This is a genomic window from Amycolatopsis mediterranei (assembly GCF_026017845.1).
Lineage (GTDB): Bacteria > Actinomycetota > Actinomycetes > Mycobacteriales > Pseudonocardiaceae > Amycolatopsis > Amycolatopsis mediterranei.
In genome coordinates this window covers 2,935,141-2,961,070 of the sequence record NZ_CP100416.1, presented here as the reverse complement: position 1 = coordinate 2,961,070, position 25,930 = coordinate 2,935,141, and the positions used below count along the sequence as shown (strand labels likewise).

General features: G+C 73.1%; 30 protein-coding genes. 18 read left to right on the top strand and 12 right to left on the bottom strand.

From position 1 onward, the window contains the following. The first annotated feature begins 187 nt into the window (after window positions 1-187). Window positions 188-1,546, top strand: a complete 1,359-nt coding sequence (locus tag ISP_RS14150; RefSeq protein ID WP_013224551.1) for a DUF2252 domain-containing protein — start codon at window positions 188-190, stop codon at window positions 1,544-1,546. An 84-nt stretch (window positions 1,547-1,630) separates the two neighbouring features. Further along, entirely contained in the window at window positions 1,631-2,929 is a 1,299-nt protein-coding gene (locus tag ISP_RS14145; protein ID WP_013224550.1) for a glycoside hydrolase 5 family protein, read from the top strand. On the opposite strand, the gene ISP_RS14140 is transcribed toward ISP_RS14145, so the two are convergent. Beyond that, the gene (locus ISP_RS14140; RefSeq protein WP_013224549.1) at window positions 2,916-3,800 is read right to left on the bottom strand and encodes an NAD(P)/FAD-dependent oxidoreductase; all 885 of its coding nucleotides are present in this window, start codon (window positions 3,798-3,800) and stop codon (window positions 2,916-2,918) included. The two genes, ISP_RS14145 and ISP_RS14140, sit on opposite strands and share 14 nt — an antisense overlap. Window positions 3,801-3,878: 78 nt before the next feature. Between ISP_RS14140 and ISP_RS14135 the strand changes: the two genes are divergently transcribed. Then, on the top strand, window positions 3,879-4,430 hold the full coding sequence (locus ISP_RS14135; protein WP_013224548.1) for a phosphatase PAP2 family protein: 552 nt from the start codon (window positions 3,879-3,881) through the stop codon (window positions 4,428-4,430). Here the strand turns inward: ISP_RS14135 and zapE are convergent. Next, a complete protein-coding gene (zapE, locus tag ISP_RS14130) occupies window positions 4,384-5,403 on the bottom strand; it encodes a cell division protein ZapE (protein ID WP_013224547.1) in 1,020 nt (339 codons plus the stop codon). The two genes, ISP_RS14135 and zapE, sit on opposite strands and share 47 nt — an antisense overlap. A gap of 139 nt (window positions 5,404-5,542) precedes the next feature. Here zapE and ISP_RS14125 point away from each other — a divergent pair, with 139 nt between their 5' ends. From ISP_RS14125 to ISP_RS14080, 10 genes are all read left to right on the top strand, one after another. Then, window positions 5,543-6,283 (top strand): pyrimidine reductase family protein, encoded by a 741-nt coding sequence (locus ISP_RS14125; protein ID WP_013224546.1) that lies wholly within the window; start codon window positions 5,543-5,545, stop codon window positions 6,281-6,283. Then, entirely contained in the window at window positions 6,280-6,834 is a 555-nt protein-coding gene (locus ISP_RS14120; RefSeq protein ID WP_013224545.1) for an RNA polymerase sigma factor, read from the top strand. The genes ISP_RS14125 and ISP_RS14120 overlap by 4 nt, the downstream gene beginning before the upstream one ends. Beyond that, entirely contained in the window at window positions 6,834-7,247 is a 414-nt protein-coding gene (locus ISP_RS14115; RefSeq protein WP_013224544.1) for a hypothetical protein, read from the top strand. Before ISP_RS14120 ends, ISP_RS14115 begins: the two co-directional genes overlap by 1 nt. Window positions 7,248-7,334: 87 nt before the next feature. Further along, window positions 7,335-7,772 carry an Asp23/Gls24 family envelope stress response protein gene (locus tag ISP_RS14110; RefSeq protein ID WP_013224543.1) on the top strand — a complete coding sequence of 146 codons (438 nt, stop codon included), beginning with the start codon at window positions 7,335-7,337 and terminating at the stop codon, window positions 7,770-7,772. A gap of 113 nt (window positions 7,773-7,885) precedes the next feature. Continuing rightward, on the top strand, window positions 7,886-8,062 hold the full coding sequence (locus tag ISP_RS14105; RefSeq protein WP_013224542.1) for a hypothetical protein: 177 nt from the start codon (window positions 7,886-7,888) through the stop codon (window positions 8,060-8,062). Next, the gene (locus ISP_RS14100; protein WP_013224541.1) at window positions 8,059-8,403 is read left to right on the top strand and encodes an Asp23/Gls24 family envelope stress response protein; all 345 of its coding nucleotides are present in this window, start codon (window positions 8,059-8,061) and stop codon (window positions 8,401-8,403) included. The genes ISP_RS14105 and ISP_RS14100 overlap by 4 nt, the downstream gene beginning before the upstream one ends. Window positions 8,404-8,405: 2 nt before the next feature. Continuing rightward, window positions 8,406-8,942 carry a DUF6286 domain-containing protein gene (locus ISP_RS14095; RefSeq protein WP_013224540.1) on the top strand — a complete coding sequence of 179 codons (537 nt, stop codon included), beginning with the start codon at window positions 8,406-8,408 and terminating at the stop codon, window positions 8,940-8,942. Further along, entirely contained in the window at window positions 8,939-9,538 is a 600-nt protein-coding gene (locus ISP_RS14090; protein ID WP_013224539.1) for a hypothetical protein, read from the top strand. Before ISP_RS14095 ends, ISP_RS14090 begins: the two co-directional genes overlap by 4 nt. A 26-nt stretch (window positions 9,539-9,564) precedes the next feature. Beyond that, window positions 9,565-10,644, top strand: a complete 1,080-nt coding sequence (locus ISP_RS14085; protein ID WP_013224538.1) for an ATP-dependent DNA ligase — start codon at window positions 9,565-9,567, stop codon at window positions 10,642-10,644. Window positions 10,645-10,713: 69 nt separating this feature from the next. Continuing rightward, window positions 10,714-12,261 (top strand): alpha/beta hydrolase, encoded by a 1,548-nt coding sequence (locus ISP_RS14080; protein WP_013224537.1) that lies wholly within the window; start codon window positions 10,714-10,716, stop codon window positions 12,259-12,261. Between the two features lie 144 nt (window positions 12,262-12,405). Here ISP_RS14080 and ISP_RS14075 read toward each other — a convergent pair whose 3' ends face one another. The 4 genes from ISP_RS14075 to ISP_RS14060 all read right to left on the bottom strand — a co-directional run bounded on the left by ISP_RS14075 (window position 12,406) and on the right by ISP_RS14060 (window position 14,784). Next, window positions 12,406-13,548: an RNA polymerase sigma factor gene (locus tag ISP_RS14075; RefSeq protein ID WP_013224536.1), complete on the bottom strand. Its 1,143-nt coding sequence runs from the start codon at window positions 13,546-13,548 to the stop codon at window positions 12,406-12,408. A 3-nt stretch (window positions 13,549-13,551) separates the two neighbouring features. Continuing rightward, window positions 13,552-13,989, bottom strand: a complete 438-nt coding sequence (locus ISP_RS14070; protein WP_013224535.1) for a VOC family protein — start codon at window positions 13,987-13,989, stop codon at window positions 13,552-13,554. An 11-nt stretch (window positions 13,990-14,000) separates the two neighbouring features. Then, window positions 14,001-14,411, bottom strand: a complete 411-nt coding sequence (locus ISP_RS14065) for a YciI family protein (protein ID WP_013224534.1) — start codon at window positions 14,409-14,411, stop codon at window positions 14,001-14,003. A 130-nt stretch (window positions 14,412-14,541) separates the two neighbouring features. After that, window positions 14,542-14,784 carry a DUF2630 family protein gene (locus ISP_RS14060; RefSeq protein WP_013224533.1) on the bottom strand — a complete coding sequence of 81 codons (243 nt, stop codon included), beginning with the start codon at window positions 14,782-14,784 and terminating at the stop codon, window positions 14,542-14,544. Between the two features lie 84 nt (window positions 14,785-14,868). On the opposite strand from ISP_RS14060, the gene trxA reads away from it, so the two are divergent. Next, window positions 14,869-15,240 (top strand): thioredoxin, encoded by a 372-nt coding sequence (trxA, locus tag ISP_RS14055; protein ID WP_013224532.1) that lies wholly within the window; start codon window positions 14,869-14,871, stop codon window positions 15,238-15,240. A 48-nt stretch (window positions 15,241-15,288) separates the two neighbouring features. Here trxA and ISP_RS14050 read toward each other — a convergent pair whose 3' ends face one another. Both ISP_RS14050 and pruA read right to left on the bottom strand, forming a co-directional pair. Further along, on the bottom strand, window positions 15,289-16,218 hold the full coding sequence (locus ISP_RS14050; protein WP_013224531.1) for a proline dehydrogenase family protein: 930 nt from the start codon (window positions 16,216-16,218) through the stop codon (window positions 15,289-15,291). A gap of 13 nt (window positions 16,219-16,231) precedes the next feature. Then, a complete protein-coding gene (pruA, locus tag ISP_RS14045) occupies window positions 16,232-17,860 on the bottom strand; it encodes an L-glutamate gamma-semialdehyde dehydrogenase (RefSeq protein ID WP_013224530.1) in 1,629 nt (542 codons plus the stop codon). Window positions 17,861-17,977: 117 nt separating this feature from the next. Between pruA and ISP_RS14040 the strand changes: the two genes are divergently transcribed. Then, the gene (locus ISP_RS14040) at window positions 17,978-19,531 is read left to right on the top strand and encodes a PucR family transcriptional regulator (RefSeq protein WP_013224529.1); all 1,554 of its coding nucleotides are present in this window, start codon (window positions 17,978-17,980) and stop codon (window positions 19,529-19,531) included. Window positions 19,532-19,550: 19 nt separating this feature from the next. Further along, window positions 19,551-20,207: a maleylpyruvate isomerase N-terminal domain-containing protein gene (locus ISP_RS14035; protein WP_014466853.1), complete on the top strand. Its 657-nt coding sequence runs from the start codon at window positions 19,551-19,553 to the stop codon at window positions 20,205-20,207. A 30-nt stretch (window positions 20,208-20,237) separates the two neighbouring features. On the opposite strand, the gene ISP_RS14030 is transcribed toward ISP_RS14035, so the two are convergent. The 4 genes from ISP_RS14030 to ISP_RS14015 all read right to left on the bottom strand — a co-directional run bounded on the left by ISP_RS14030 (window position 20,238) and on the right by ISP_RS14015 (window position 23,348). Next, a complete protein-coding gene (locus tag ISP_RS14030; RefSeq protein WP_013224527.1) occupies window positions 20,238-20,456 on the bottom strand; it encodes a S1 RNA-binding domain-containing protein in 219 nt (72 codons plus the stop codon). A gap of 195 nt (window positions 20,457-20,651) precedes the next feature. Next, window positions 20,652-21,650, bottom strand: a complete 999-nt coding sequence (locus ISP_RS14025) for an LLM class flavin-dependent oxidoreductase (protein WP_013224526.1) — start codon at window positions 21,648-21,650, stop codon at window positions 20,652-20,654. A gap of 36 nt (window positions 21,651-21,686) precedes the next feature. After that, window positions 21,687-22,079 (bottom strand): DUF6221 family protein, encoded by a 393-nt coding sequence (locus ISP_RS14020; RefSeq protein WP_013224525.1) that lies wholly within the window; start codon window positions 22,077-22,079, stop codon window positions 21,687-21,689. Window positions 22,080-22,331: 252 nt separating this feature from the next. Next, the gene (locus ISP_RS14015) at window positions 22,332-23,348 is read right to left on the bottom strand and encodes a DNA polymerase domain-containing protein (RefSeq protein WP_013224524.1); all 1,017 of its coding nucleotides are present in this window, start codon (window positions 23,346-23,348) and stop codon (window positions 22,332-22,334) included. 119 nt (window positions 23,349-23,467) lie between these two features. Between ISP_RS14015 and ISP_RS14010 the strand changes: the two genes are divergently transcribed. Then, window positions 23,468-24,130 carry a TVP38/TMEM64 family protein gene (locus tag ISP_RS14010; protein WP_013224523.1) on the top strand — a complete coding sequence of 221 codons (663 nt, stop codon included), beginning with the start codon at window positions 23,468-23,470 and terminating at the stop codon, window positions 24,128-24,130. A gap of 119 nt (window positions 24,131-24,249) precedes the next feature. Continuing rightward, window positions 24,250-25,920 carry a serine/threonine-protein kinase gene (locus tag ISP_RS14005; RefSeq protein ID WP_265049916.1) on the top strand — a complete coding sequence of 557 codons (1,671 nt, stop codon included), beginning with the start codon at window positions 24,250-24,252 and terminating at the stop codon, window positions 25,918-25,920. The last annotated feature ends 10 nt before the right edge of the window (window positions 25,921-25,930 follow it).

Below are 25,930 nucleotides of genomic sequence, written 5' to 3'. Positions count from 1 at the left end.
GGTGAGCCTCCCGCCCCGGCGGCGTCCGGGAGCACAACGTCCGGCACCCGATCGAGCAGCCGACCCGGCTCGGCCGATCGGCCACCCCTCGGCCCCGCCGAGGAGCGCCCACCTCGCCGGACTGACCGTCGCCCCCCGTCGGCGCGCGTCCGGGAGCACAACGTCCCTTTCGGACGTTGTGCCCGGTATGGGATCAGGGGACTGGGCAGAACGGCCGCTGGTCGGCACCGACAGCGTGACGCCGGCCGAGCTGTACGAACAGGGGAAGCGGCTCCGCGCAAAGACGCCGGCCGCGGCGCACGACCACCCGGCGGCCGCCGACGACCGGCCGTCGCCGCGCGAGTACTTCGAAGCCACCAACGCCGGGCGGCTGCCGGAACTCGTGGAGCTGCGGCGGGAGCGGATGCTGGCCTCGCCGTTCACGTTCTTCCGCGGCGCGGCCGGGCTGATGGGCGCCGACCTCGCCGGCACGCCGTCGTCCGGGGTCGGCGCGCAGCTCTGCGGCGACGCGCACGCGGCGAACTTCGGGCTCTACGGCACGCCCGAGGGCAAGATCGTGATGGACATCAACGACTTCGACGAGACCGTGCCGGGCCCGTGGGAGTGGGACCTCAAGCGGCTCGCCGCCGGCCTCGTGCTCGCCGGCCGCGAAGGCGGCATCCGCGAATCGGGCTGCCGCCAGGCCGCCGAAGACGCCGTGAAATCCTACCGCCGGACGATCCGCGCACTGGCCGAGCTGCCGTTCTTGCGAAGCTGGAACGCGCTGCCGGACTCGTCGGTGCTGTCGAAGGCGCGCGCCGACGAGCTGATCGACGACTTCGCCGACGCGGCCGAGAAGGCCCGCAAGAACGATCACGCGAGGGTGGCGGCGCGGTGGACCGAGCGCGTCGACGACCACGAGACCGGCCTGGCCCGCCACCGGTTCGTCGCGGACCCGCCGGTGCTGACCCACGTCGACGAGCGGACGGCCGAGGCCGTCGCGGCCGGCCTCGCGTCCTATGTGGACACCCTGCGGGAATCCCGGCGCACGCTCATCGCGCGCTACCGGCTCGCCGACGTCGCCTTCCGGGTGGTCGGCACGGGCAGCGTCGGGCTGCGCAGCTACGTCGCCCTATTGCACGGCAACGACGACGAAGACCTGGTGCTGCAGGTGAAACAGGCCCAGCGGCCCGCACTGGCGCCGTACCTGGACCTGCCGGAGGCGGCGCACGAAGGCCGCCGGATCGTCGACGGCGCCCGGCTGGTGCAGGCCGAGACCGACATCCTCCTCGGCTGGACCACGATCGACGGCCTCCCGTACATCGTCCGGCAGTTCCGCAACCTCAAGGGCGACATCGACCCGGCGGCGCTGGAGAAGGACCACCTCGACGACTACGGCCGGCTGGCCGGAGCGCTGCTCGCCCGCGCCCACACGCGATCGCTGCACCCCAAGCTGCTTTCGGGCTACTTCGCCGACGACTCGGAGCTCGACGAGGCGATGGGCGCGTACGCCGTGCGGTACGCCGACCGGACGGAGGCCGACCACGCCGCCTTCTCGGGGACCTGACCGGACAGGTTGCCGGTCAAGCCTGGAGAACGAATTCCCCGCCGTGCTAGATGTTCGTGAACGGGTGACGGCGAGGGAGGCGGCGTGACGGATCTCAAGCGGCGGTCGGTGCTCACCGGAGCGGTCGCGACGGCGCTGGCCGCCACGGCGGCGCCCGCGTTCGCCTCTCCCCGGCGCCGCGCGTTCCGGCTGGGCGTCAACTACACGCCGCCGACCCGCTGGTTCCACCTGTGGGAGGACTGGCGCGAGGCCGACCTCCGCCGCGACCTCGGCGACATCGCCGCGCTCGGGCTCGACCACATCCGGATCATGCTGCTGTGGCCGGCCTTCCAGCCGGAACCGCACCTGGTGAGCGGCGAACAGCTCGACCGCCTGCACCGGCTCCTCGACCTGGCGGGCGCGGCCGGGCTGGACGTCGAGGTCACCGTGTTCAACGGCCACATCTCGGCCCGCTACTGGACACCGAACTGGCTGCAGACGACGCCGAAGCCGGTCAACTGGTTCACCGACCCCGCGGCCCTCGACGCGCAGCGCGCGCTGCTGACGGCCCTCGCCGAGCGAATCGGCCGGCACCCGCGGTTCCTGGGCTTCGACCTGTCGAACGAGCCGTACTACTACTGGGACTCCTACGCCGGGCTTCCGGTGACACCGCAGCAGGCCGACGCCTGGGCTCGCACGCTGTGCGCGACCGCCGAGGAGGTTGCGCCCGGCAAGGCGCACACGGTCGGCTGCGACCGGGCACCGTGGGACAACGGCCGCTACTTCACCCGCACCGGGCTGGCGGACGCGGGCAACGTGGTGGCCATCCACCCGTGGACGTCGTTCTTCGGCACGCTGAAGACGGACCCGCTGGCCGCGTTCGCCACGCACAACGCGGAGCGCCTGATCCAGGTGGCCCAGGCGTACGCGACGGACCCAGCGCGCCAGGTCTGGATCCAGGAGGACGGCGCGGCCCCCTCGATCCACTTCAGCGACGCAACCCGCCCGCAGTACGGCGAGTGGCTGTCCCGGTCGATCCGCAACGCCGCCTCCTGCGCCCGCACACTGGGCTTCACCTGGTGGTGCTCGCACGACGTGAACCCGGCCCTGGTCCCGAACCTGAACCCGCTGGAGTACGACCTGGGGCTGTACACGAACGACCGCCGCCTGAAGCCCGCGGGCCAGGCGCTGAAGAACCTGGCGGCGGAGTTCGACCGGACCCCGCCGGCCCCCGAGCCGCGCACGACGGCGATCGTGGTGCCGGACGCGGATCCGACCCGCGGCAACGACCGGTTCTTCAAGCTGGCTTCGGAAGGCAAGCGGGTGGCGTTCGTGGTGCAGAGCCGCGCTTCGGACGCGGCCCACCTCCGCGCCCGCGGCATCACCGAGCTCATCCAGCCGTGACCAGCTCGGCGACGTCCGCCGCACAACCCCAGGCCAGGGTGATCCCCGCTCCCCCGTGGCCGTAGCAGTGCACGACGTCGCCGTCGCGCTCCAGCCGCACCTCGCGCCGGAACGGGCGCAACCCCACCAGCGACCGCAGCACCTCCGCGCCCGCCAAGCGCGGTTCCAGCTCGCGGCAGCGGCGCAGGATGTCCGCCGTCACGGCCGGGTTCGGGTCGGTGTCGGCGCGGCCCGGCTCCTCCGTTCCGCCGCACACCACGTGGCCTCCGTGTGGGATCACGTACGTGATGCCCGGGCCCGTCCCGTCGACCACGAACTCCGCCAGGCCCGGATCGGTCACGTGCACAACCTGGCCGCCGACCGGGACCATCGAACGGTCGCCCGCCAGCGCACCCGCGCCGAGGCCCGCCGCGTTGACCACGACGTCCGCAGCCAGGCTCGAGAGTGCCGTCAGGGTCCGGTACTCCACCCGCACGCCCAGCCCGGCCACCCGCTCGCGCAGCCACTCCAGGTACACCGGCGTGTCGACCACCGCCGTCGTGAATTCGACGCGGTCGCCGTCGCGGACCGCGGCCTCCACCGCCGGGAGCCACTGCGGGTCCGGCGTGCCCGCCGGCAGCAGGACCCGGCCGCGGCGGAACCGCACGCCCGGGGCGTCCTGCCCGCGGAACACCGCGAGGCTCGCCGCGGTCCACCGCACGATCCGCTCGTCCGAACCACGGCCCGGCGGGTACACCACCCCGCCCGCGACGGCCGACGTCGACTCCGCCGGCGGGGCCGCCGCCACGACCGTGACGTCGTGCCCCGCCTCCGCCAGCCGGTACGCACTGCTCAGCCCGACGATCCCGGCCCCGGCGACTGTCACCCGCATCCCCGCATCGTGACGCACCCGCGGCCACCGGCGGGTCCCGGGGGCCCGGCTACCCTCGCGCGGGTGAGGACGATCCGGGTGCCGGCCGCCGTGTGCGGCCTGCTCGCACTGCTGCTGGGCCTGCCGTTCGCCGGCGGGACGGCCCCCGGCGCGGTCGACGACGCCGCCGCGCGGGCCGTCGCGCACCTGAGCCCCGGCGTGCTGCGGGCGCTGGTGTTCCCGACCGAGCCGTACGTCGTGCTCGCGCTGGGCCTGCTCGCGGTCGTCCTGTGCCTGCGCGCGGGACGGCGGCGGGAGGCCGCGCTCGCGCTCGCCGTGCCGGTGCTGGCCATCCTGCTGACGACCTTGGTGCTGAAACCCCTGTACGACCGGTGGAAGAACGACACCCTGGTCTACCCGAGCGGCCACACGGTGAGCCTGGTGGCGGTGCTGACGGTGCTCGTCGTGGTCACCCGCCGGGCCGTCGTGGCCGTGCTGTCCGCGGTGACGCTGCTCGCCGCCGCGGCGGGGCTCGTCGGCATGGGCTACCACTACCTCACCGACGTCGCCGGCGGCACGCTCTTCGCCGTCGCGGTGGTGCTGTTCAGCTGGCCGGCACGGCGTCCCGAGCCAGCGCCGTCAACCGGCTGACCGCGCGCAGGTACTTCTTGCGGTAGCCGCCGTTCACCATCTCCTCGGTGAACAGCGACCGCAGCGGCTCGCCCGACACGACCAGCGGGATGGCCCGGTCGTAGAGCCGGTCGGCGAAGGCGACCAGCCGCAGCGCCACGTTCTGGTCCGGCGCCGGGTGGACGTCGCGCAGGTGCACGCGGGTGACGTCGTCGAGCAGCCGCCCGTAGCGGGAGGGGTGCAGCGAAGCCAGGTGCTCGCACAGCGCGTCGAAGTCGTCCACAGTGGACCCGTCGTGCGCGGCGGCCGACGACTCCAGCTCCTCCGGCGAGACCGGCGGCGGCGCGTCCGGCAGGCCGCGGTGCCGGTAGTCCGGCCCGTCGACGCGCACCACGCCGAAGCGGGCCGACAGCGTCTGGATCTCCCGCAGGAAGTCTTCGGCGGCGAACCGGCCTTCGCCGAGCTTCTCCGGCAGGGTGTTCGACGTCGCCGCGACGAACACCCCGGCGTCCATCAGCTCCTGCAGCAGCCGGGTGACCAGCGTGGTGTCGCCCGGGTCGTCCAGCTCGAACTCGTCGATGGCCAGGATCCGGTGCTCCGACAACCGCCGCACGGCCTCGGCGAAGCCCAGCGCGCCGACGAGGTGGGTCAGCTCGACGAACGTGCCGTACGCCTTGGGCGACGGCGCGGCGTGCCACGTCGAGGCGAGCAGGTGGGTCTTGCCGACGCCGAACCCGCCGTCGAGGTAGAGCCCCATCGGCCCGGCCGGCTCCGGAGACCCGCCGAAGAGCCTGAACCGCTTCTTCTCACGGCGCACCCCCACCTTCGCGGCGAACGCCGAGCAGGCCTCGACCGCGGCGGCCTGGCTGGGCTCGTCGGGATCGGGCAGGTAGGTGTCGAACCGCACGGCGTCGAAGCGCGGCGGCGGCACCAGCGCGCCGATCAGCTCGTCGGCGGACAGCTCGGGACGGCGGCCGGTCAGGTGCGCGGGCATGACCAAGGAGCCTATGGCCTGCCAACGAAACCACACGCGGGGGTCCGGGGGCTTGCCACCGGCGGGGGCCTGGGGGCTCGGCCCCAGAAGACGCAGTCCCCGGTAGAGACGTGTTTCACGGCCGTGCTGGGATGATCGGGTGCAGCGTGTGTGGCCCGATCGGACGGGCGAACTGACCGGTTCGGACCTGGAGGAGAGCTACGCCTACCCGGCCGGCCTGTCGAGACCCTGGGTGCAGGTCAACTTCGTCGCGTCCGCGGACGGCGCCGTCGAGATCGACACCACCTCGGCGCGACTCTCGCACGCTGCCGACCGCAAGGTCTTCCTGCTCGGCCGCGACCTCGCCGACGTCATCCTGGTCGGCGCCGGGACCGCCCGCGCCGAGAACTACCGCGGGGTCGTCGCGGGCCCGAAACGCCTGGAGCGCAGACGCCGTCTCGGGTTCACCGGCGTCCCGCCGATCGCCGTCGTCACGCGCACCGCGGACCTCGACCCGGCTTCCCGGCTGTTCACCGAAACCGCCGTCCCCCCGATCGTGGTCACCACGGACACCGCCGACACGCGCGCCCTCGAAGCCGCCGGGGCCGAGGTCCTGCGGGCGGGCACCGAAGACGTCGACCTCCCCCGCGCCCTCGACCTGCTGGCCGCCCGCGGCCTGCGCCGGGTCGACTGCGAAGGCGGGCCCGGTCTGTTCGCCCGGCTCGTCGCCGCCGATCTCGTCGACCAGCTGTGCCTGACCGTCGCGCCGCTGCTGGTGGCCGGGACCGCGGGCCGGATCGCCGCGGGGGCCGCGCCCGCCGCGGCGCGCCGGCTCGCGCTGGCGTCGATCCTGGTCGAGGACGGCTTCACGTTCCTGCGCTACCGCCGGGACGCCGGGTGATCGACGACGCCGAACTGCTCGCCCGGGCCGCGGGCGGCGACCACACCGCGTTCGGCGCGCTGGTGCGGGAACACACGCCCCGGATGTACCGGGTCGCGCTGCGGATCACCGGCAGCGCGGCCGAGGCCGAGGACGTCGTGCAGGAGGCGTGGCTGGCCGCGTGGCGGTCACTGGCCGGGTTCCGGCAGGAGTCGGCGGTGTCGACCTGGCTCTACCGCGTCGTCACCAACAGCGCGCTCGCCGTGCTGCGCCGCCGCCGTCCGACGGTCTCGCTCGACGACCCCGATCCGCAGTCCACTGTGGACAGCGCACTGTTCGCCGCGGCGGTGCCCGGCCCCGAAGGCCGCGTCGTGCGCGCCGAAGAGGTGGACGCGGTGCTGCGGGCGGTCGGCAGGCTCGAGGTGTCCCAGCGCGTCCCGCTCGTGCTGCGCGAACTGGAGGGGCTGAGCTACGAAGAGGTCGCCGACGTGCTCGACGTGAACGTCGGCGCCTTGCGTTCCCGGCTGCACCGGGCCAGGGTGGCGCTGCTCGCCGAGTTGAGGGAGCGGTGATGACCGAAGCCGAGGACCCCGAGTCCGACCCCCGCTGGGACGCCGTGCGCGCCGCGGCCCGGCGCCGGGTGCCGACCCCGCCCGGCCTGGTCGAACGGGTGCTGCGAGCCGTCGCCCGCGGCCGGCGGACGGCGGTGGAGGTCCCCGGCGAGAGCGGCCGGCTGCGGGTCACCGAGGGCGTCGTCGACCGGCTGGCCCGGACGATCGCCGCCGACCGGGCCCCGTTCGGCGTGCGGATCTCGGCCGTCGCCGTCGAGGACGGCGTCGTGCAGGTGCTGGTGTCGGTCCGGTTCGGCCTCATCGCCGGCGCGGCCGCCGAAGCGCTCCGGCGGGAGATCAGCGCCGGGCTGTCCCGGCAGCTGGGGGTCGCCTCGGTGGTGAACGTGCACGTCGTGGACGTCCACCCGGGGTGAGATTAACCCGATCGGGGGACCTTGCGTGAGGGTTTCGCGCCGCCGGGCATCGTAAGGGCGAGAACCCGCCGAGAGGAGCCCGTACGCATGCACCCGGAACGGACCGAAAGCCCTGGCACGGTCACCCCGCTCAACGAAGAGGGCACCGCCGGCCGCACCACGATCTCGTCGCTGGTGGTGCAGAAGATCGCCGGCCTGGCCGCCCGCGAAATCGCCGGCGTGCACACGCTGGGCGGCGGCGGGGTGTCCCGCGCGATCGGCGCGCTGCGGGAGCGGATCCCCGGCTCCGGCACGGTCACCACGACCGGCGTGTCGGTGGAGGTCGGCGAGAAGCAGACCGCGATCGACCTCGACGTGGTCGTCGAGTACGGCGCGCGCATCACCGACGTCGCCCGCGCGGTGCGGCGCAACGTGATCACCGCGGTCGAGCAGATCACCGGCCTCGAGGTGATCGAGGTGAACATCGCGGTCAACGACATCTTCCTGCCGGGCGAGGAAGAACCCGAATCTACGCGGGTGGAATGACCACGCGACGCGGGTTCGCCCCCGCTGCGGCGCCATGAATGACTCATTCATGACGTCCGACGCCAGGAATGAGTCATTCACTGCGTCCCAGCCACCCCGTCCAAGGAGGACATGTGAACGCAACGCAGACCGGGCTCCTGGCCGGGCTGATCCTCGGCCTCGCCGCGACCCAGGGGTTCACCGCGTTCCTGGTGACCCTGGCCGTCGGGATCATCGGCCTCGTCGCCGGCCGGGTCCTCGACGGCGAACTCGACCTCGGCGAGCTGTTCGGCAAGGGCCGCGACAAGTGAGCCCCGCGCTGCCGCGGGGGCTCGCCGAACCGGCCGAGCGCGGCACCCTCACCATCGGGCACGCCGTGGTCCGCAAGGTCGCCCAGCACGCGGCCGGCCAGGTGCTGGGCACGGCGCGGGACGGCAAGAAGGGGCCGAAGGCGAAGGTCGGCGGCCACGACAACGACGTCGACCTCGCGCTCGACCTGGCCCTGCGCTACCCGGCGGCGGTCCGCGCGGTGGTCGGCGACGTGCGCGAGAAGGTCACCGAAGAGGTCGAGCTGCTCACCGGCTACCGCGTGCGGACCCTGGCCGTGACGGTGTCCGCGCTGCTGCCGGACGTCGCGCCGAGGGTGCGGTAGCCGTGCGCCCGTTCGTCCGCATCCTCGCCACCCTGCTCGGCCTGGCCTTCGCCGCGGCCGGCGCGCTGCTGGTCCTGGAAGTCGGCTGGCACTGGTGGCGCCCGGGCTCGGCGCCGCTGCTGGTGCCCTGGCCGCGCTGGCAGGCCGGGCTGGCGTCGCTGGGCTGGGACGCCTACGCGGTGCGCGTCGGGGCCGGTGTGCTGGCCGCCGCGGGCCTGGTCCTGGTGGGGTGCGCGCTCGCCGCCGGCAACCGCGCGGTGCGGTTGACGGACCCGGCCGACGACGTGAGCGTCTCGACGTCACCGCGTTCGCTGGCCCGGCTGGTCGGGGTGACCGTGCGCGCGCAGGACAACGTCGCGGGCGCGTCGGTCACCGCGAGCGCCCGCCGCATCCGCGTCCGCGCGAAGAGCACCCTGGAGACCGAAGGCGAGCTGCGGCCGCGCCTGCTCGCCACGGTGTCGGCGCTGCTGGACGAGCTCCCCCTGGTGCGGCGGCCGAAGGTGACCGTCGTCGTCGACTCGCCGAAGGACCGCCGATGAGCAAGACGATCGCCGCGAAGGCACTGTCCCGGTCGTACACCGGCGAACGCACGCTGACCTTCCTGGTCGGGCTGCCGGCGTTCGCGGGCGGGACGCTGGCCCTGGTGGTCGGCCTCGGCGGGCTCGGCGAGTTCCGCGGCCGCCGCCCGCTGCTGGACCCGATCGCCGTGACCTGGCTCGGCAGCCACGCGACGCCGGCGCGCATCGCCGCGATCGCGCTCGGGGTGCTCCTGTTCGTGCTCGGGCTGCGGTGGGCCCTGCGCTCGCTGCGCCCGGAACCTCGGCCCGACCTGGACCTCGACCGCACCGAAGGCGCGGAGCTGGTGGTCACGGCGGCCGCGATCGCCGGCGCGGTCCAGGCCGACGCGGAGCAGCTCGACGGCGTCAGCCGGGCCCGCGTCCGCGCGGTCGGCTCGCGCACTTCCCCGGCGTTGCGCGTCACTCTGTGGCTGCGCGGAGGCACGGACCTCAAGCGGGTGTGGTCGGACCTCGACACGCGCGTGCTGACCCGCGCCCGCGAATCACTCGGCCTGGCGTCGCTGCCCACCGCGGTCCGCATGGAACTCGACACGAGCCCGGCCGAACGCGTGCGCTGAGCCGGGGTTTTCCGCAGAATGCGGGCATGCCCCTACCGCTGCAGCCGCCGCTGAAGCCGATGCTCGCCAAGCCCGCCAAGGCCATCCCCGAATCCGGTGGCCTGCTGTTCGAACCGAAGTGGGACGGCTTCCGCTGCATCGTCTTCCGCGACGGCGACGAGCTGTACCTGCAGTCGCGCGCGGAAAAGCCGCTCAACCGGTACTTCCCGGAGGCCGTCGCGCGGCTGCTGGACACCCTGCCGCCGCGGGTCGTGCTCGACGGCGAGCTCGTCGTCGCGCGCGACGGACGGCTGAACTTCGACGCCCTCACCGAGCGCATCCACCCCGCCGAAAGCCGGATCACGCTGCTGTCCGCCGAGCAGCCCGCCGAGTTCGTCGCCTTCGACGTCCTGGCCCTGGGGGACGACCTGCTGCTCGACGAACCGACGTCCGTCCGCCGCGAACGCCTCACCGAACTGGCCGGCGACCGGTTCCCGCTCACCCCGGCGACCACCGATCCCGCCACCGCGCGCCACTGGTTCGAGCTGTTCGAAGGCGCCGGCCTCGACGGCGTCATCGGCAAGCCGCTCGACGAGCCCTACACCCCCGGCAAGCGCGTGATGCTCAAGTACAAGCACCTGCGCACCGCCGACTGCGTGCTCGCCGGCCTGCGCTGGCACGTCGACGGCGGCCCGGGCGAACTCGTCGGCTCCTTCCTGCTCGGCCTGTACGACGAAAAGGGCGTGCTGCACCACGTCGGCACCGTCGGGGCGTTCCCCAAGGACCGCCGCCGCGAACTCGCCGAAGAGCTGGCGCCGCTGATCACCGACGGCGAGGACCACCCGTGGGGCGGCCGGGCCACCGGTGAGGCCCAGCGCATCCCCGGCGGCATCACCCGCTGGCGCGCCACCGAGCACGAATGGGTACCGCTGCGGCCCGAGCGCGTCGTCGAGGTCGCCTACGAGAACACCGAAGGCGGCATGCCGTCGCGGTTCCGGCACAACGCGCGGTTCAAGCGCTGGCGGCCCGACCGCGAACCCGCGTCGTGCGACTACAGCCAGCTCGAGGAGCCGGCCCGCTACGACCTCGACGCCGTCTTCCGCGGCCAGGTGGTGCGGACCCGCTAACCCGCGTCCCACACCGGCCGTGCGAAGCTCGGGCCCTGCCCGTGATCGATGAGACGTGAGGACACGCCCGTGCGCCGCCGCCGTACCCGTCTCCTGGCCGCGCTGCTCGCCCTGACCGCCGCCGCGGGCTGCGCCGCGGGGCCGTCGGTGCGCCCGGCGCTGGTCGAGAACGACGGGAAGACGACCGGCAGCACGCCGGCCCGGACGCCCGGGGTCCCCTTGCCGCCGCTGGGCGAGCCGCAGTCGCCGACGCTGAAGTGGGCCGACTGCGACGACGACGCCCGCCAGCGCATCGGCACCCCCGGCGTCCCGGACGGCCTGCACTTCACCTGCGCCCGCGTCACCGCGCCGCTCGACGCCCCCGGCGAGCCGCGGCGCTCGCTGGTGCGGCTGCTGGCGCTGAAGGTCGGTAGCGGGCCGGTGCCGCTGGTCGTGGTCAACGACGTCGACGGCGACCCGGGCACCGTGTACGCCGCGCGGCTGGCCGCGACGCTGCCGCCGGCGTTCCTCGAGAAGTTCTCGCTGATCGGCCTGGACCGGCGCGGCACCGGGCTCTCCGGCGCCGCCCAGTGCGTCCCCGCCGACACCCGGCACGACCTCGTCGACGCGGACCCGGCGCAGGGCGGCCTGGGCGAGGTGCTGGACGCGGCCCGCAAGGCGGGCCAGCAGTGCGCCATCGAGCTGGACGACTCCCAGACCGCGCTGGACAGCTGGCGCGGCGCGGGCGACCTCGACGAGCTGCGCAAGCAACTCGGCATGGAGCGGCTCGACGCGCTCGGCCACGGTGACGGCTCGAAGGTGCTGGCCGAGTACGCGGTGCGCTTCCCCGGCCAGGTCGGGCGCATGGTCCTCGACGGCGTGCCGGACCCGGGCGCCGACACGGCCGCGGTCCTCGACGCGGTCGCCGCCGGCGCGCAGTCCACATTGGACGCCTTCGCCGCGGACTGCGCGTCGCGGCACTGCGCCCTCGGCGACCCCAAGGCCGCGCTTTCCGCGCTCACCGACCAGCTGCGGCGCACCCCGCCGTCGACCGACGAGGGCGTCGTGTTCGGCCCGGGTGTCGCGATGTACGCCGTCTACACGGGACTTTCGCAGCGCTCGCGGTGGCCGGAGCTGGCCGACGCGATCACCGCGGCGCGCTCCGGGGACATCGGCGCCCTCTCGGCGTTCGCCGCGCCGGTGCTGCACGACACGCGCGCCCAGCCGTCGCGGATCGACGCCACGATCGCGACCCGCTGCAACGACAGCCAGACCCGGCTCTCGGCCGACCAGCTCGACCAGGTCGTGGCCGGGATGCGCGGCAAGTACCCGCAGTTCGGCGCGGTCATCGCCCAGCAGCTGGCCTGGTGCGGCCCGTGGCCGGTGCGCACCGAGCCGCTGCCGCCGCCGGGCGCGCCCGGCGTCCCGCCGATCCTGGTCGCGGCCACCGCGACGGACCCGGTCACGCCGCAGGTCGGCAGCACCCGCGCGGCCGACCAGATGCCGTCCGCGGTGACCATCACCTGGCAGGGCGCGGGCCACGGCGCCCTCGGCGCCTCCCCCTGCGTCACCGACGCGGCCCGCGCCTTCCTGATCGACGGCAAGATCCCGGCCGACGGCACCCTCTGCCCCGCCTGACCCCGTGCTTGAAGGGTCATCTCACGTGATTGAGGAGTCATCTCACGTGATTGGGGGGTCGACACGGGCCCTGACCCCGTGTCGACCCTTCAATCACGCGTGTCGACTCCTCGATCACGCGTGTCGACCCTTCGCGCACGCCGGTTACCGGGCGGTGTTGAGGCGGGCGGCCTGGCGGGTGAGGTGGTCGGCTTCGGGGAGGCTCGACGCCTTGCGGGCCGCCTCGGCGTAGAGCTTCGCCGCCGTCGACAGGTCGCCGTCGCGCTCGTGGAGGTAGGCCGACACCGCGGTGTAGCGCGGCACCGTGTCGTCCAGTTCCGCGAGCGCAGCCAGCCCGGCCCGCGGGCCGTCCGCCTCGCCGACGGCGACCGCGCGGTTGAGCCGCACGATCGGGCTGCCCGTCAGGCGGACGAGCTCGTCGTACCACTCGACGATCTGCACCCAGTCGGTCTCCGCGGTGTCCTGGGCGTCGGCGTGCAGGGCCGCGATGGCGGCCTGGGCCTGGAACTCGCCCAGCCGGTCGCGGGACAGGGCCCGCTGCAGGATGGCCACGCCCTCGGCGATCAGCGCGGTGTCCCACCGGGTCCGGTCCTGCTCGGCGAGCGGGATCAGCCGCCCGGACGCCGTCGTCCGGGAGGCGCGCCGGGCGTGGTGCAGCAGCATCAGCACGAGCAGCCCGGCCACCTCGGGGTGGTCGATGGCCGCCGCGAGCTGCCGGGTCAGCCGGATGGCCTCGGCGGCGAGGTCGACGTCCCCGGAGTAGCCCTCGTTGAAGACCAGGTACAGCACGCGCAGCACGGTCGCGACGTCGCCGGGCTGGTCGAACCGCACCCCCGACACGGTCCGCTTGGCGCGGCTGATCCGCTGCGCCATGGTCGCCTCGGGCACCAGGTACGCCTGCGCGATCTGCCGGGTGGTCAGCCCGCCGACGGCCCGCAGCGTGAGCGCCACCGCGGACGACGGCGTCAGCGACGGGTGCGCGCACAGGAAGTACAGCTGGAGCGTGTCGTCCACGGCCGCCGCCGTCCCGGGCCCCACCTCGGCTTCGACGACGTCCTCGCGCTTGCGGCGGGCGGCGTCCGCCCGGGTCGCGTCGAGGAACTTGCGCCACGCCACGGTGACCAGCCAGCCCTTCGGGTTGGCCGGGACGCCGTCGGACGCCCAGACGCGCAGCGCCTCGACCAGCGCTTCCTGGACCGCGTCCTCGGCCGCCGCGAAATCGGCTCCGCGGCGGACGAGGGCACCCAGGACACCCGGGGTGAGGCTCCGGACCAGTGCTTCGTCCACGGCTCAGCCGATCCGCTCGGCCAGCTCGACGATGATCCCCTCCGGACCGCGGACGTAGCAGAGCTTGAAGCTCTCCTCGTACTGCACCAGCTCGCCGACGAGCTCGGCGCCGTGCGGCTGCAGGCGCGCCAGGACGTCTTCGATGTCCGCCACTTCGAACAGGACGTGCCGCAGGCCGGGCGCGTTCGACGGCGCCTCCGGGTCCCCGCCCGGCCCCGCCGGCCTCCGGTAGCGGATCAGCTCCAGCTTCCCGTGGCCGTCCGGCGTCCGCATCATCGCCATGTCGGACCGGACGCCGTCCAGCCCGACGATCCGGTCGACCGCGCGGCCCTCGACCGTCATCTCCCCCTCCACCTCGAGCCCGAGCTCGACGAAGAACGCCTTCGCCGCCTCGAGGTCCCCGACGACGATGCCGACGTGCTCCAGCCGTGGCAGGACCATGGTGTTCCCCGTCATTCCGTGATGGTCGGCGGCGCGGTCAGGAACGGGCGCAGCTCGAGCCACTCCTGGATCGGCTGCCCGCCCGGGCCGGGCGCGGCCGACAGCTCCCCGGCCAGCTCGAGGGCGCGTTCGTAGCTGTCGACGTCGATCACCGTCCAGCCGGCGATGAGGTCCTTGGTCTCGGCGAAGGGGCCGTCGGTGACCGGCGGCCGTCCCTCGCCGTCGTAGCGGACGAACGTCCCCTCCGGGGCGAGCGCCTGGTGTTCGACGAATTCGCCGGTGGCGACGAGCTTGTCCCCGAAGTCCTGCATGTACTGGATGTGCGCCGCGACCTCGTCCGGCGTCCACTGGTCGATGGTCGTGTCGCAGTTCGCCGGGGCCGGCGCGCCGCGGTAGTGCTTCAGCAGCAGGTACTTCGCCATCGTGGTGCTCCCTCGGTGTGTGACGGCCCATTCTGGCCGCTTCCACCCCGGGGACGAAGCCGGTTCCGGCATTTCGACATCGCCGGAGAAGATTTTTCGCGGCCGCCCCGCCCGGGGCGGCCGCTCGCGCCTACTGGCGGTAGGACTCCACCTCGGAGACCGGCCGGGCCGCGGCCTCGTCCGGGTTCTCGTGGAACTCCGTTTTCGCGCGCCGCTGCCGGAGCAGGTCCCAGCACTGGTCGAGCTGCTGCTCGACCGCGGTGAGGCGGTCCTTGTCGCCGCCGCTCAGCCCGACGCCGACCGAGCGCGACCGGAGCTCGTGCTCCTCCGCGATCAGCTCGTCGATCCGGCCCAGGATTTCGCCGTCGGCCATCGTGTTCCTCCTCGTACGGTTGCTCGGGTGAGACGCTACCCCGGCCCCGGGAATTCCCGCCGCGCCCGGATCGTTGACCAGGGCATGAGCACCGTTGAGCTGACTGCCGAGAACTTCGACCAGACGGTAAACGACAACGAGTTCGTCCTGATCGACTTCTGGGCGAGCTGGTGCGGGCCGTGCCGCCAGTTCGCGCCGGTCTACGAAAAGGCCTCCGAGAAGCACGAGGACATCGTGTTCGCGAGCGTCGACACCGAAGCGCAGCAGCAGCTCGCCGCCGCGTTCGACGTCCGCTCGATCCCGACACTGGCCATCATCCGGGACAAGACGCTGATCTACGCCCAGCCCGGCGCGCTCCCCGAGCCCGCCCTCGAGGACCTGATCAAGCAGGCCCGCGAGGTCGACATGGCCGAGGTCAAGCGCAAGGCCGCCGAAGCCGAGGCCGAACAGGCCTGACCACCACCACATGACGAAGGCCGCCCCGCGGGGCGGCCTTCGTCATGTTCAGGAGCGCGTCGCGAGGCCGCGGAGGAAGAACCCCAGGTTCGCCGGGCGCTCGGCCAGCCGCCGCATGAAGTAGCCGTACCACTCGTCGCCGTAGGGCACGTAGACGCGCATGCGCGCACCCGAAGCCGCGATCCGCGCCTGCTCCTCCGGCCGGATGCCGTAGAGCATCTGGAACTCGTGGTCGTCGTCCGTGCGGCCGTGCTCCTCGGCCAGCGCGGCGGCGATCTCGATCATCCGCGGGTCGTGCGAAGCCACCATCGGGTAGCCCTCGCCCGCCATCAGGACGCGCAGGCAGCGGACGTAGGACTTGTCCACTTCGGACTTCTCCGGGAACGCCACGGACTCCGGCTCGGCGTAGGCGCCCTTGCACAGCCGCACGCGCGAGCCGGGCCCGGCCAGCTCCCGGCAGTCCTGCTCGGTGCGGCGCAGGTAGGCCTGCAGCACCGCGCCCACCCACGGGTACTCCCCGCGCAGCTCGCGCAGGATGCCGAGGGTGGAGTCCGTGGTGGTGTGGTCCTCCATGTCGAGCGTCACGGTGGCGCCGACCGCCTCGGCCGCCGCGCAGATCTTCCGCGCGTTCTCCAAGGCGACGTCCTCGCCGTCCGACGGCAGGAACTGCCCGACCGCCGAGAGCTTCACCGACACGTCCGCACCCTCGGCCAGGCCTTCCGCGGCCAGCGCGGTCAGCACGGCTTCGTAGGCCGCCACGGTCGCCGCCGCCTGCGTGGCGTCGGTGGTGTCCTCGCCCAGGTGGTCGAGGGTGATCCGGCGGCCGTCCGCGGCCAGTTCCCGGGCCACGCGGACGGCGTCGGCAGTCTCGGACCCGGCCACGAACCGGCGCACCACGGATCGCGTGGCGGGCACGGCTTCGACGAGCCGCCGGATGCCCTTCGACCGGGCGGCGGCGAGCAGCGGGGCACGCAACATGACGGTCTCCCTCTCAGCCCTGGTGCGGGTAGCGGACACTGGTCGGCGGCACGAAGGTCTCCTTGATCGAGCGGGGGCTCGTCCAGCGGAGCAGGTTGAAGACCGAACCGGCCTTGTCGTTGGTGCCCGAGGCCCGCGCCCCGCCGAACGGCTGCTGGCCGACGACGGCGCCGGTCGGCTTGTCGTTGACGTAGAAGTTGCCCGCGGAGAACTTCAGCGCCTCGGAGGCCTTCGCGACGGCGGTGCGGTCGTTGGCGATCACCGCGCCGGTCAGCGCATACGCGGCGGAGGAGTCGATCAGCTTCAGGACGTCGTCGAACCCGCCGTCTTCGTAGACGAACACCGACAGGATCGGCCCGAAGTACTCGGTCGAGAAGATCTCGTGCTTCGGGTTGTCCGAGACGAGGATCGTCGGCTGCACGAAGTACCCGACGCTGTCGTCGGCGGTACCGCCGGTGAGGACCTCGACGGAGGCGTCGCCGCGCACCCGGTCGAACAGGTCGGCGTGCTTCGTGAACGCGCGCCGGTCGATGACCGCGCCGCCGAAGTGCGAGAGGTCGGTGACGTCGCCGTAGGACAGCGCCTCGGTCTCGGCGACCAGGCCGTCCTTCAGCTCGTTCCAGACGCTGCGCGGGATGTACGCGCGCGAAGCGGCGGAGCACTTCTGCCCCTGGTACTCGAAGGCGCCGCGGACCAGCGCGGTGCGCAGGACGTCGACGTCGGCGGACGGGTGCGCGAGCACGAAGTCCTTGCCGCCGGTCTCGCCGACCAGCCGCGGGTAGCCGCGGTAGCCCGCGATGTTCGCGCCGACCGTGCCCCACAGGTGCTGGAAGGTCGCGGTCGAGCCGGTGAAGTGGATGCCGGCCAGGTCGCGGTGGGTCAGCGCGACCTCGGAGACGGCCTTGCCGTCGCCGGGCAGCAGGTTGATCACGCCCGGCGGCAGGCCCGCCTCTTCCAGCAGCCGCATGGTCAGGTGGGCGGCGAACGACTGCGTCGGCGACGGCTTCCACAGCACGGTGTTGCCCATCAGCGCGGGCGCGGTGGGCAGGTTGCCGGCGATCGCGGTGAAGTTGAACGGCGTGATCGCATAGACGAAGCCCTCCAGGGGCCGGTGCTCCATCCGGTTCCACACGCCCGGCGAGCTGATCGGCTGCTCGGCGAGGATGCGGCGGCCGAACTCGACGTTGAAGCGCCAGAAGTCGGCGAGCTCGCAGGCGGCGTCGATCTCGGCCTGGGTCGCGGTCTTGGACTGGCCGAGCATGGTGGCGGCGTTGAGCGTGGCGCGCCACTTGCCGGTGAGCAGGTCGGCGGCGCGCAGCAGGATCGCGGCGCGGTCGTCGTAGGACAGCGCGCGCCACTCGGGCGCGGCCTTCGCGGCCGCCGCGATGGCGTCGGTGGTGTCCTGCTGCGTCGCGCTGTGGATGGTGCCCAGCACGTGCTTGTGGTGGTGCGGCTGGACGACGTCGATCTTCTCGCCGCCGCCGGGGCGCTGCTCGCCGCCGATGGTGACGGTCAGGTCGACCGGTTCCGCCTGGCCCAGCCGCTTCAGCGCACCCTCGAGCTCGGCGCGCTCGGCGCTGCCCGGCGCGTAGGTCAGCACCGGCTCGTTCTTCGGGGCGGGGGTCTGGGTCACGGCGTCCACGGCGGCTCCTCTGCTTTCTGTCCAAGTGCCCCGAACGGTAACTCCGGACACGCGCCCCAGGCTTGTTCGATCGGCTAAAATCGCCCGTATGATCTTGGCCGATCGAATAAGACTGCTGTGACGTCACTGCGCCACGTCCTCGCGACGCTCGGCGAGCCGCTCGTCGAGGTCGTCGTGGCGCCGCACGGCCTCGGCGTCGACGTCACGGACGTCGTGATCCTCGACCCCGAAGACCCGTTGGAGGCGTCCCCCGGCGACCTGGTGCTGGTGATCGGCGCCCGCGGCCGGGCGGCGGCCCCGGCCATCCGCGCGGCCGGGCGCGGCGGTGCGGCCGCGGTGGCGGTCAAGGGCGCGACCGGGGCCGACGTCGCCGCCGACGCGGGCGTCGCGCTGCTCACGGTCGGTGCGGAGGCGCGCTGGGAGCAGGTCGAATCGCTGGCCCGCGGCGTCGTCGAGGCCGCCCGCGCGGGCGGGGAAGCAGCCGGCGGCGAAGTGCTCGGCGACCTGTTCGCCCTGGCCCAGACGGTTGCGACGCTCACCGGCGGCCTGGTCAGCATCGAGGACACGGCGAACCGGGTGCTGGCGTATTCGCGGGCGGGCGACGAGGTCGACGAGCTGCGGCGGCTGTCGATCCTCGGCCGCGAAGGCCCGGAGCGCTACCTCGCGATGCTCCGCGAATGGGGCGTCTACCAGCGGCTGCGGGCCGGGGAAGGAATCGTTCGGATCGACGAACGGCCCGAGCTGGGCATCCGCCGCCGCATCGCGGCGGGCATCCACGCGGGCAAGCAGCCGCTCGGCACGATCTGGGTCCAGGAGGGCGCCCAGCCGCTCACCGAAAGCGCCGAGACGGCGCTGCTCGGGGCGAGCCGCACCCTGGCGCCGCAGCTGATCCGGGCCCGCACGCTGCCGAGCCCGGAACTGCGGCTGCGCGAAGACCTCCTGGCGAGCCTGCTGGAAGGACGGCTGGACGCGGAGTCCGTCGCCGACGACATCGGCGCCGATCCGGCCCGGCCGGCGCAGGTCCTGGCGTTTTCGCTGGAGCGTTCGGACAACCGGCAGCTGCGCCGAGCCGAACTCGTGCACCTGATCGCCGTCCACACGGCGGCCTACCGGCGCAGCGCGCTGGTGAGCGTGATCGGCGGCCGCGTCTACGCGCTGCTGCCGGACCTGCCCGAGCACTCCGACGCGGCAGTGCTGGCGCTGGCCCGCGAAATCGCCGCCACGGCCCGCCGGCACCTGGACGTCCCGGTGCGGGCGGCCCTCGGCGGCGTCGTACCCCGCCTGTCGGAGGCGGCGGCGTCCCGCGGCGACGCCGACCGCGTCCTGGCGGCGATGACGCGCGGGCACTGGGCCGCCGACGTCGCCTCGCTGGCCGACGTCCGCGCCGAAGTGCTGCTGTCGGAGGTGCTGGCCTTCCTGGGTGCGCAGCCGCGCATCCGCGACCCGCGGCTGACGACCCTGGCGGAGCACGACACCGAGCACGGCGGCATCCTCGTGCCGGCGGTCCTGGCCTGGCTGAACGCGTTCGGCGACGTCCGCGCGGCGGCGCGGGTGCTGAACATCCACCCGAACACGGTCCGCTACCGGGTCCGCCGCGCGGCCGAGGTGTCCGGCGTCGACTTCGACGACCCGGCGCAGCGCTTGCTCACCCAGCTGCAGCTGCGGCTGTGACCCTGCTAGCTTCGCGCCCGTGGATCTCTTTTCGCGCACGTGGGCGGCGTTGCGTCTTGCGGTCGCTTCCCTTCCCGACGCGGAGTTCGCGAAGCCGTCGGGCTGCCGCGGCTGGCTGGTCCGGGACCTGGTCTGCCACCTGGTGATCGACGCGCAGGACGTGCTGATCACGCTGGCCACCCCGGCTTCCTCGACCCTGACGCACGACGCGATCACGTACTGGGCGGTCTCCGGCACGTTGCCGTCGGGCGACGACCCGCTGTCGGCCCTGATCGTCCGCCTGGCGGCGGCGTACGAGGACCCGGCGCTGTTGAAGTTCCACCTGGACGACGTGGGCTCGGCGGCGGGCCGCGCGGCGGACCTGGCGGACCCGGGAGAGCGGGTGTCGACGCAGGACATGGTCCTGACGGTGGGCGACTACCTGTCGGCGTACGTGCTGGAGTGGACGTTGCACCACCTGGACCTGGTGGCCCACGTGCCGTCGGCGGCCGGCCCGCCCGCCGAGGGCCTGGCGCGCACGCGGGTGATGCTGGAGAAGATCGCCGGGGCGGAGTTCCCGCCGTCGTTCCCGGACGAGGACGTCCTGCTGGTGGCGACGGGCCGCCGCGCGCCCACGGACGCCGAGCGTGAAGCACTGGGCGACCTGACCGCGCGGCTGCCGCTGGTGCTCGGGTGAGGCAGGGCGCCCTGCCTCACCCGGCTCACCTCACGCCTTCACCAGGCTGAATCGGCGCCGTTCCACGTCGATGGCTTCGATGCGGACGGGCAGCCGTGTCCCGGCTTCCGGTGCCGCGTCGGTCACCAGCAAGCCGTGGATGCCGTCCGCGACCTCGACGAACGCGCCGAACGGCAGCACACGGGCCACGACGCCGTCGAGGACGCTGCCCTCGGCGTGGGCCTCGAAGAACTCCTGCCATGGGGTCATGCGATTTCACCTCCTTCCCGCGCACGTCCCGATCAGGGAGATCCGCGCGAGGAGGCGGCGGCCCGCGGGGCCGCCCGGAGGTCACGGCACAGCCGGGTGCCCCGTCTGCTCACGGCTCGAGGCCGACCCGGCAGTCACCGGGGAATCATAGCACCGGAATACGGCACCGAAATTCCTTGACCTGATATCCGAATATCAGGAAATGGGCTCACGCTTCCCCGTCAGTTCGGCCAACGCGGCAAAGGAATCGAGCCGCGCGGATTGGTCGTAGGCGGCGGTCGTGGCGAGGATTTCGTCGGCGCCGGTGACCGCCACCAACCGCCCCAGCCGGTCCGCCACTTCGGCGGGCGTGCCCGAAATCTGACCGTCCAAAGTCTCCTCGAGCCGCCGGCGCTCGCGGTCGCTCATCGGCGCCGCGAGGATGTCGGCGGGCGGGTCCAGGGGCGGGAAGACGCCGTGGGAGCGCGAATACACCGTCGCCCAGGCTTCCGAGACGAGCAGCCGGCGCGCGTCCGCCGCGGAGTCCGCCACCGCGATCGCCGCCGACACCACCACGTACGGCTCGCGCGCCCACCCGGACGGCCGGAACCCGTTCCGGTAGCGCGTCACGGCTTCGGCCAGGGCTCGTTCGCCGCGCACCGGGGCGATCACCAGCGGCAGCCCGAGCTCCGCGGCGAGGTCCGCGCCCGAGCCGGTGGCCAGCAGGAACGGCGGCACGCGCAGCCCCTCGGCCGGGTAGGCGTGCACGCCAGGGTATGCGTATCCCCCGGTGAAGAAGCCGAGCAGTTCCCGGACCTGGGCGCCGAAGTCGTCGGCGTCCTCTTTGCCGTGCCCCAGCGCCGATCGGACGCCGCCGGTGAAGCCGACGGACCGGCCGAGACCCATGTCGATCCGCCCCGGGTGAAGCGCTTCCAGGACGCCGAACTGCTCCGCCACGACCAGCGGCCGGTGGTTCGGCAGCATCACGCCACCGGTGCCGACACGGATGCGGCTCGTCGCGCTTGCGACGGCGGCGGCCAGCACGGTCGGCGCGGACCCGGCGACGCCCGGCACGCCGTGGTGCTCGGACACCCAGAACCGGTGGTAGCCCAGCCGTTCGACGCGGGCGGCGAAGGCGACGGTGTCCCGCAGCGCCTGCGCGGGCCCGCGGTCCCGCCGCACGGGCGAGCGATCGAGCACGGAGAACAGCGTCACTTCCGGTGCAACGCCGTGCGCGTGACGGGATTCCCGTCAGGGCCGCCAGCGCTCGCTGTACTCCGGGTGGTCGGCGTAGGGCAGGGCCAGCAGGCGCAGCGTGAGGCACCAGTTGGAGCCGGCCTCGTCGGCTGGCACGTGGCAGGTTTCACACCAGTATTCGCTGCCGTAGAGCGGAAACCCGGGGACCTTCTCCGACACCGTCGTGCGATGGGCGAGCAGGATCCGCCGGGTCGCCTCGATCTCGTTGATCATCTGGTTGACCACGTCGAGCTCGAGGTCGGTGAGCCCGCGGATCTTCTGCTCCACGGCGACCTTCGTCTCGCCGCGGTTCATCACCTCGCCGGCCTTCGCCTTGTTGACGGCCTGCATGATCAACGCCTGCCGCGCGCCCACGCGCGCCGCGAGGAAAGCGATCAGGTCGTCCACGAACGGCCTCCTTCCTCGGACCCCCCCCCGATGGCCCGGGGGAGTCGTCGATCCGGGACCGCACGTTACGCCGTCGGAGACCAAGATCGTGACATGGAGATCGGCCGTGCAACATTTGTGACCCGAAAGGCGACAGCGGGCGTTTGCGTGATCACTCGCCGCATCACCCGCTGGGACATTCGGCGCAGAATGACAACCATTTCCGCCGATGCTGTGGTTCCGGTTACACCGGCACTGCCGCAGGCCGTGAGGTCACTCGGGACGCGCCTTGCTCGGCTGGACCCGCTTCGGCTCCCCCGGCATCTTCGGGTAGTCCGGCGGATACGGCAGTTCCCCCAGCCCGTGGTCCCGCTCATCCCGCTCGTACCACTCCAGCGCCGTCTCCAGGCCGAACGGCGAGGCGTCCATCGGCGCGTGCAGGTCTCCGTGCTTCTCCAGGAACGCCGGGATCGTCAGGACGTCGAAGTCGTCCGCGTCCACCTCGCCCAGCAGGTCCCACGTCAGCGGCGTCGACACCGTGGCGCGCGGGGTGCCGCGGACCGACCAGGACGAAGCCACCGTCCGGTCGCGGGCCGCCTGGTTGTAGTCGAGGAACACGCGGCCCTCCCGCTCCTCCTTCCACCAGTTGATCGTCGCCTTCTCCGGGATGCGCCGGGCGACCTCGCGGCCCAGCGCGATCACCGCGTGCCGGACCGCGATGAAGTCCCACTCCGGGCGGATGCGGACCAGCACGTGCACCCCGCGGCCGCCGGAGGTCTTCGGGTAGCCGGTCAGCCCCGCGTCCGCCAGGACCTCGCGGACCACCATCGCCACCTCGACCGCGTCCGCGAAGCCCGCCCGGTCCGGCGGATCGACGTCGATCCGGAGCTCGTCGGGGTGGTCGGTGTCCGGGCGGCGGACCGGCCACGGGTGGAAGTCGAACGTGCCCAGGTTGGCCGCCCACGCGAACACCGCCGGCTCGGTCGGGCACACCTCGGCCGCCTTGCGGCCGGACGGGAACGTGATCCCGGCGGTCGAAACCCACTCGGGCGCGCCCTTCGGCACGCGCTTGGCGTAGAACCACTCGCCTTCGACGCCGTCGACGTAGCGCTTCAGCGTCGTCGGACGCTCGCCGATCGCGCGCAGCAGCGGCGCGCCGACCGTGATGTAGTGCTCGACGACCTGCCGCTTCGTGATGCCGCGCTGGGGGAAGTACACCTTGTCGGGGCTCGTGACGCGGACCGTGCGCCCGTCCACCTCGTACTCGACCGGGTCACCGTTCTTGGGCATGCGGCCACGCTAGCGGCACCCGCATGCAGTGAATGACTCATTCACTGCATGCGACGCCAGGAATGAGTCATTCACTGCGCCCGGGCCGCCCGCCGCACCCCGGCCGGTAGGCTCGAACGGTGTCCGGCCGCACCAAACTGATCGTCGCGCTCGCCGTGCTCGCCGCCTTCGCGGCGGCCGCGGTGCTGCTGCCGATCCCCGGCCCGGCCGACCTGCAGGCCTGGGCCGCGGCCACCGGCCCCGCCACCCCGCTCGTGCTGCTCGTCGCGTACTCGCTGCTCACCGTGGCGCCCGTCCCGCGGACGGTGTTCAACCTCGCCGCCGGCCTGCTCGTCGGCACCGCGGCCGGGATCGCGATCGGCCTGGTCGCCACCACCATCGCGGCCGGCCTCTCCTTCGGACTGGCCCGCCTGCTCGGCCGCGACCTGGTCACCCGGCACCTGCACCGGTCCGCGGTCAAAACGGTCAACGACCGCCTTTCCGGCGGCGGCGTCCTCGCCATCACGTCACTGCGGCTGATCCCGGTGGTGCCGTTCGCGCCCTTCAGCTACCTCTGCGGGGTGTCCTCTGTGCGGCTCGTCCCGTACCTGGCCGGTACGCTGCTCGGGAGCGTGCCCGGCACGGTCGCCGTGGTCGTCCTCGGCGACGCCCTGACCGGCGACACGCCGCCCGCGCTGCTCGCCTGTTACGGCTTGTTCGCGCTGGCCGGAGCAATCGGGCTGGTCAAGGTGTTCAAGAAGCGGGCACCGGCCGAACCGCAGCCCGCCGGACCGGCTGGCTGACGCGAACTCCCGCGCGGCCGACCGCTACACTCGATCGGGTGCGCGAAGCGGTACCGCGCTGAGCAGGGCCACCACCACCGGGAATTTCGTCAGGAGCAGTCGCCATCGACACCGGTCAGCTGATCGCGGGGCACTACCGCCTCGTCGAACACATTGGTAGCGGTGCCATGGGTGTCGTGTGGCGCGCGACCGACGTGCGCCTCGAACGCACCGTCGCGATCAAGCAGATCCTCCCGCAGCCGGGTGTCTCCGAGACCGAACGCGACAACATGCGCCAGCGCGCGATGCGCGAGGCGAAGAACGCGGCCCGGTTCCAGCACCCGAACGCCATCGTGGTGTTCGACATCGCCGAGCACAACGGCGACCCCTGCCTGGTGATGGAGTACCTGAACGGGCCCAGCCTCTCCACGATCCTCTCCGAAGAGGGCACCCTCCCGCTCGGGCGGGTCGCCCGGATCGGCGAGCAGGTCGCGTCCGCGCTGGTGGCGGCCCACCGGGCCGGGATCGTGCACCGCGACGTCAAGCCGGGCAACATCCTCATCGACGAGACCGGCACCGCGAAGATCACCGACTTCGGCATCTCCCGCGCGGCCGGCGACATGACGCTGACCGCGACCGGCCTGATCGGCGGCACGCCCGCGTACCTGGCGCCCGAACTGGCCCGCGGCGCCGACCCGGTGCCCAGCTCCGACGTCTTCGCCCTCGGCGCGACCCTCTACCAGGCGATCGAGGGCACCACGCCGTACGGCAACACGACCAACCAGCTCGCGCTGCTCTACGCGGCGGCGAACGGCCAGATCAACCCGCCGGTGCAGGCGGGCGGAGCCACCGCGCTGCTGATGAGCCTGCTGCGCAGCGAGCCGGGCGAGCGGCCGAGCATGGCCGAGGCCCGCGAGCGGCTGGCCGCGCTGGCCCGCACCGAGCCCGGCGGCATGACGGCGTCCCCGCCGCTGCTCTCCGGCGGCGCGGGCCGCAAGCCCGCCACACCCGGGTCCGCGGACGACGAGCGGCCGCCGTGGCAGCGGACCGCCAACAAGGCACCGTCGTCCCCGCCGGTCGGCACGCCCGCGCCCGCGAACCAGGCCGCGAGCAAGGCACCGTCGAACCCGCCGCGCCCGACCGCGGCGTTCATGCCGATGCGGTCCCCGGCCGCCCCGCCGAACACCCCGCCCAGACCGATGCCCGCGGCCGCGCCGTCGGCCAGGGCCCCCCAGTACTCGTCGGGCACCGCGAAGCCGGACAACAAGCGCAAGTACGCGGTGTTCGCCGGCGCCGGCGCGGCCGTCGTCGTGGTCGCGGTGATCGTGTTCCTGGTCCTGAATTCCGGCAACGGCGGTTCGGGCGGCAACCAGACCGCCCAATCGCCGGGCAACCAGCCGACGACGGGCCACAGCACGCCCAAGACCCCGACGCCGAGCACCTCGGCGGTGCCCGCCGACCTGGGCAAGACCAAGTCCGAAGGCAAGATCACCGCGATCGGGACCACCGGCCAGCAGCTGGTCAACTTCTTCAACAGCCCGGCCGAAAACTGGAACATGCTGACCCCGGCCGCCCAGGCGGTCTACGGCGACCAACAGCAGTTCCAGCAGTACTGGGCGGACAACAAGAAGAACGTGGGCGCGTTCAACACCGCGCGCACGGACGAGGGTGTCGCCGAAGACGGCTCCGTGCAGATGTACCTCAACATCCTGAACGGACGGCACAAGTTCCGGATGGTGATCGTCGGCGGGCAGACGCTCATCGACGCGAACACCAAGCTCGACGCCATCACGGCCAGCCCAGGCTACTGAGACGTAACGC

Excerpts from the sequence above, each read along its gene's own strand:
- ISP_RS14150 (WP_013224551.1), top strand. The coding sequence starts at position 188 with ATGGGATCAGGGGACTGGGCAGAACGGCCGCTGGTCGGCACCGACAGC.
- ISP_RS14140 (WP_013224549.1), bottom strand. The coding sequence starts at position 3,800 with ATGCGGGTGACAGTCGCCGGGGCCGGGATCGTCGGGCTGAGCAGTGCG.
- ISP_RS14015 (WP_013224524.1), bottom strand. The coding sequence starts at position 23,348 with ATGCCCAAGAACGGTGACCCGGTCGAGTACGAGGTGGACGGGCGCACG.
- ISP_RS14090 (WP_013224539.1), top strand. The coding sequence starts at position 8,939 with ATGAGCAAGACGATCGCCGCGAAGGCACTGTCCCGGTCGTACACCGGC.
- ISP_RS14050 (WP_013224531.1), bottom strand. The coding sequence starts at position 16,218 with ATGTTGCGTGCCCCGCTGCTCGCCGCCGCCCGGTCGAAGGGCATCCGG.
- zapE (WP_013224547.1), bottom strand. The coding sequence starts at position 5,403 with ATGCCCGCGCACCTGACCGGCCGCCGTCCCGAGCTGTCCGCCGACGAG.
- ISP_RS14060 (WP_013224533.1), bottom strand. The coding sequence starts at position 14,784 with ATGGCCGACGGCGAAATCCTGGGCCGGATCGACGAGCTGATCGCGGAG.
- ISP_RS14070 (WP_013224535.1), bottom strand. The coding sequence starts at position 13,989 with ATGGTCCTGCCACGGCTGGAGCACGTCGGCATCGTCGTCGGGGACCTC.
- ISP_RS14115 (WP_013224544.1), top strand. The coding sequence starts at position 6,834 with ATGACCGAAGCCGAGGACCCCGAGTCCGACCCCCGCTGGGACGCCGTG.
- ISP_RS14030 (WP_013224527.1), bottom strand. The coding sequence starts at position 20,456 with ATGACCCCATGGCAGGAGTTCTTCGAGGCCCACGCCGAGGGCAGCGTC.
- ISP_RS14085 (WP_013224538.1), top strand. The coding sequence starts at position 9,565 with ATGCCCCTACCGCTGCAGCCGCCGCTGAAGCCGATGCTCGCCAAGCCC.
- ISP_RS14110 (WP_013224543.1), top strand. The coding sequence starts at position 7,335 with ATGCACCCGGAACGGACCGAAAGCCCTGGCACGGTCACCCCGCTCAAC.
- trxA (WP_013224532.1), top strand. The coding sequence starts at position 14,869 with ATGAGCACCGTTGAGCTGACTGCCGAGAACTTCGACCAGACGGTAAAC.
- ISP_RS14065 (WP_013224534.1), bottom strand. The coding sequence starts at position 14,411 with ATGGCGAAGTACCTGCTGCTGAAGCACTACCGCGGCGCGCCGGCCCCG.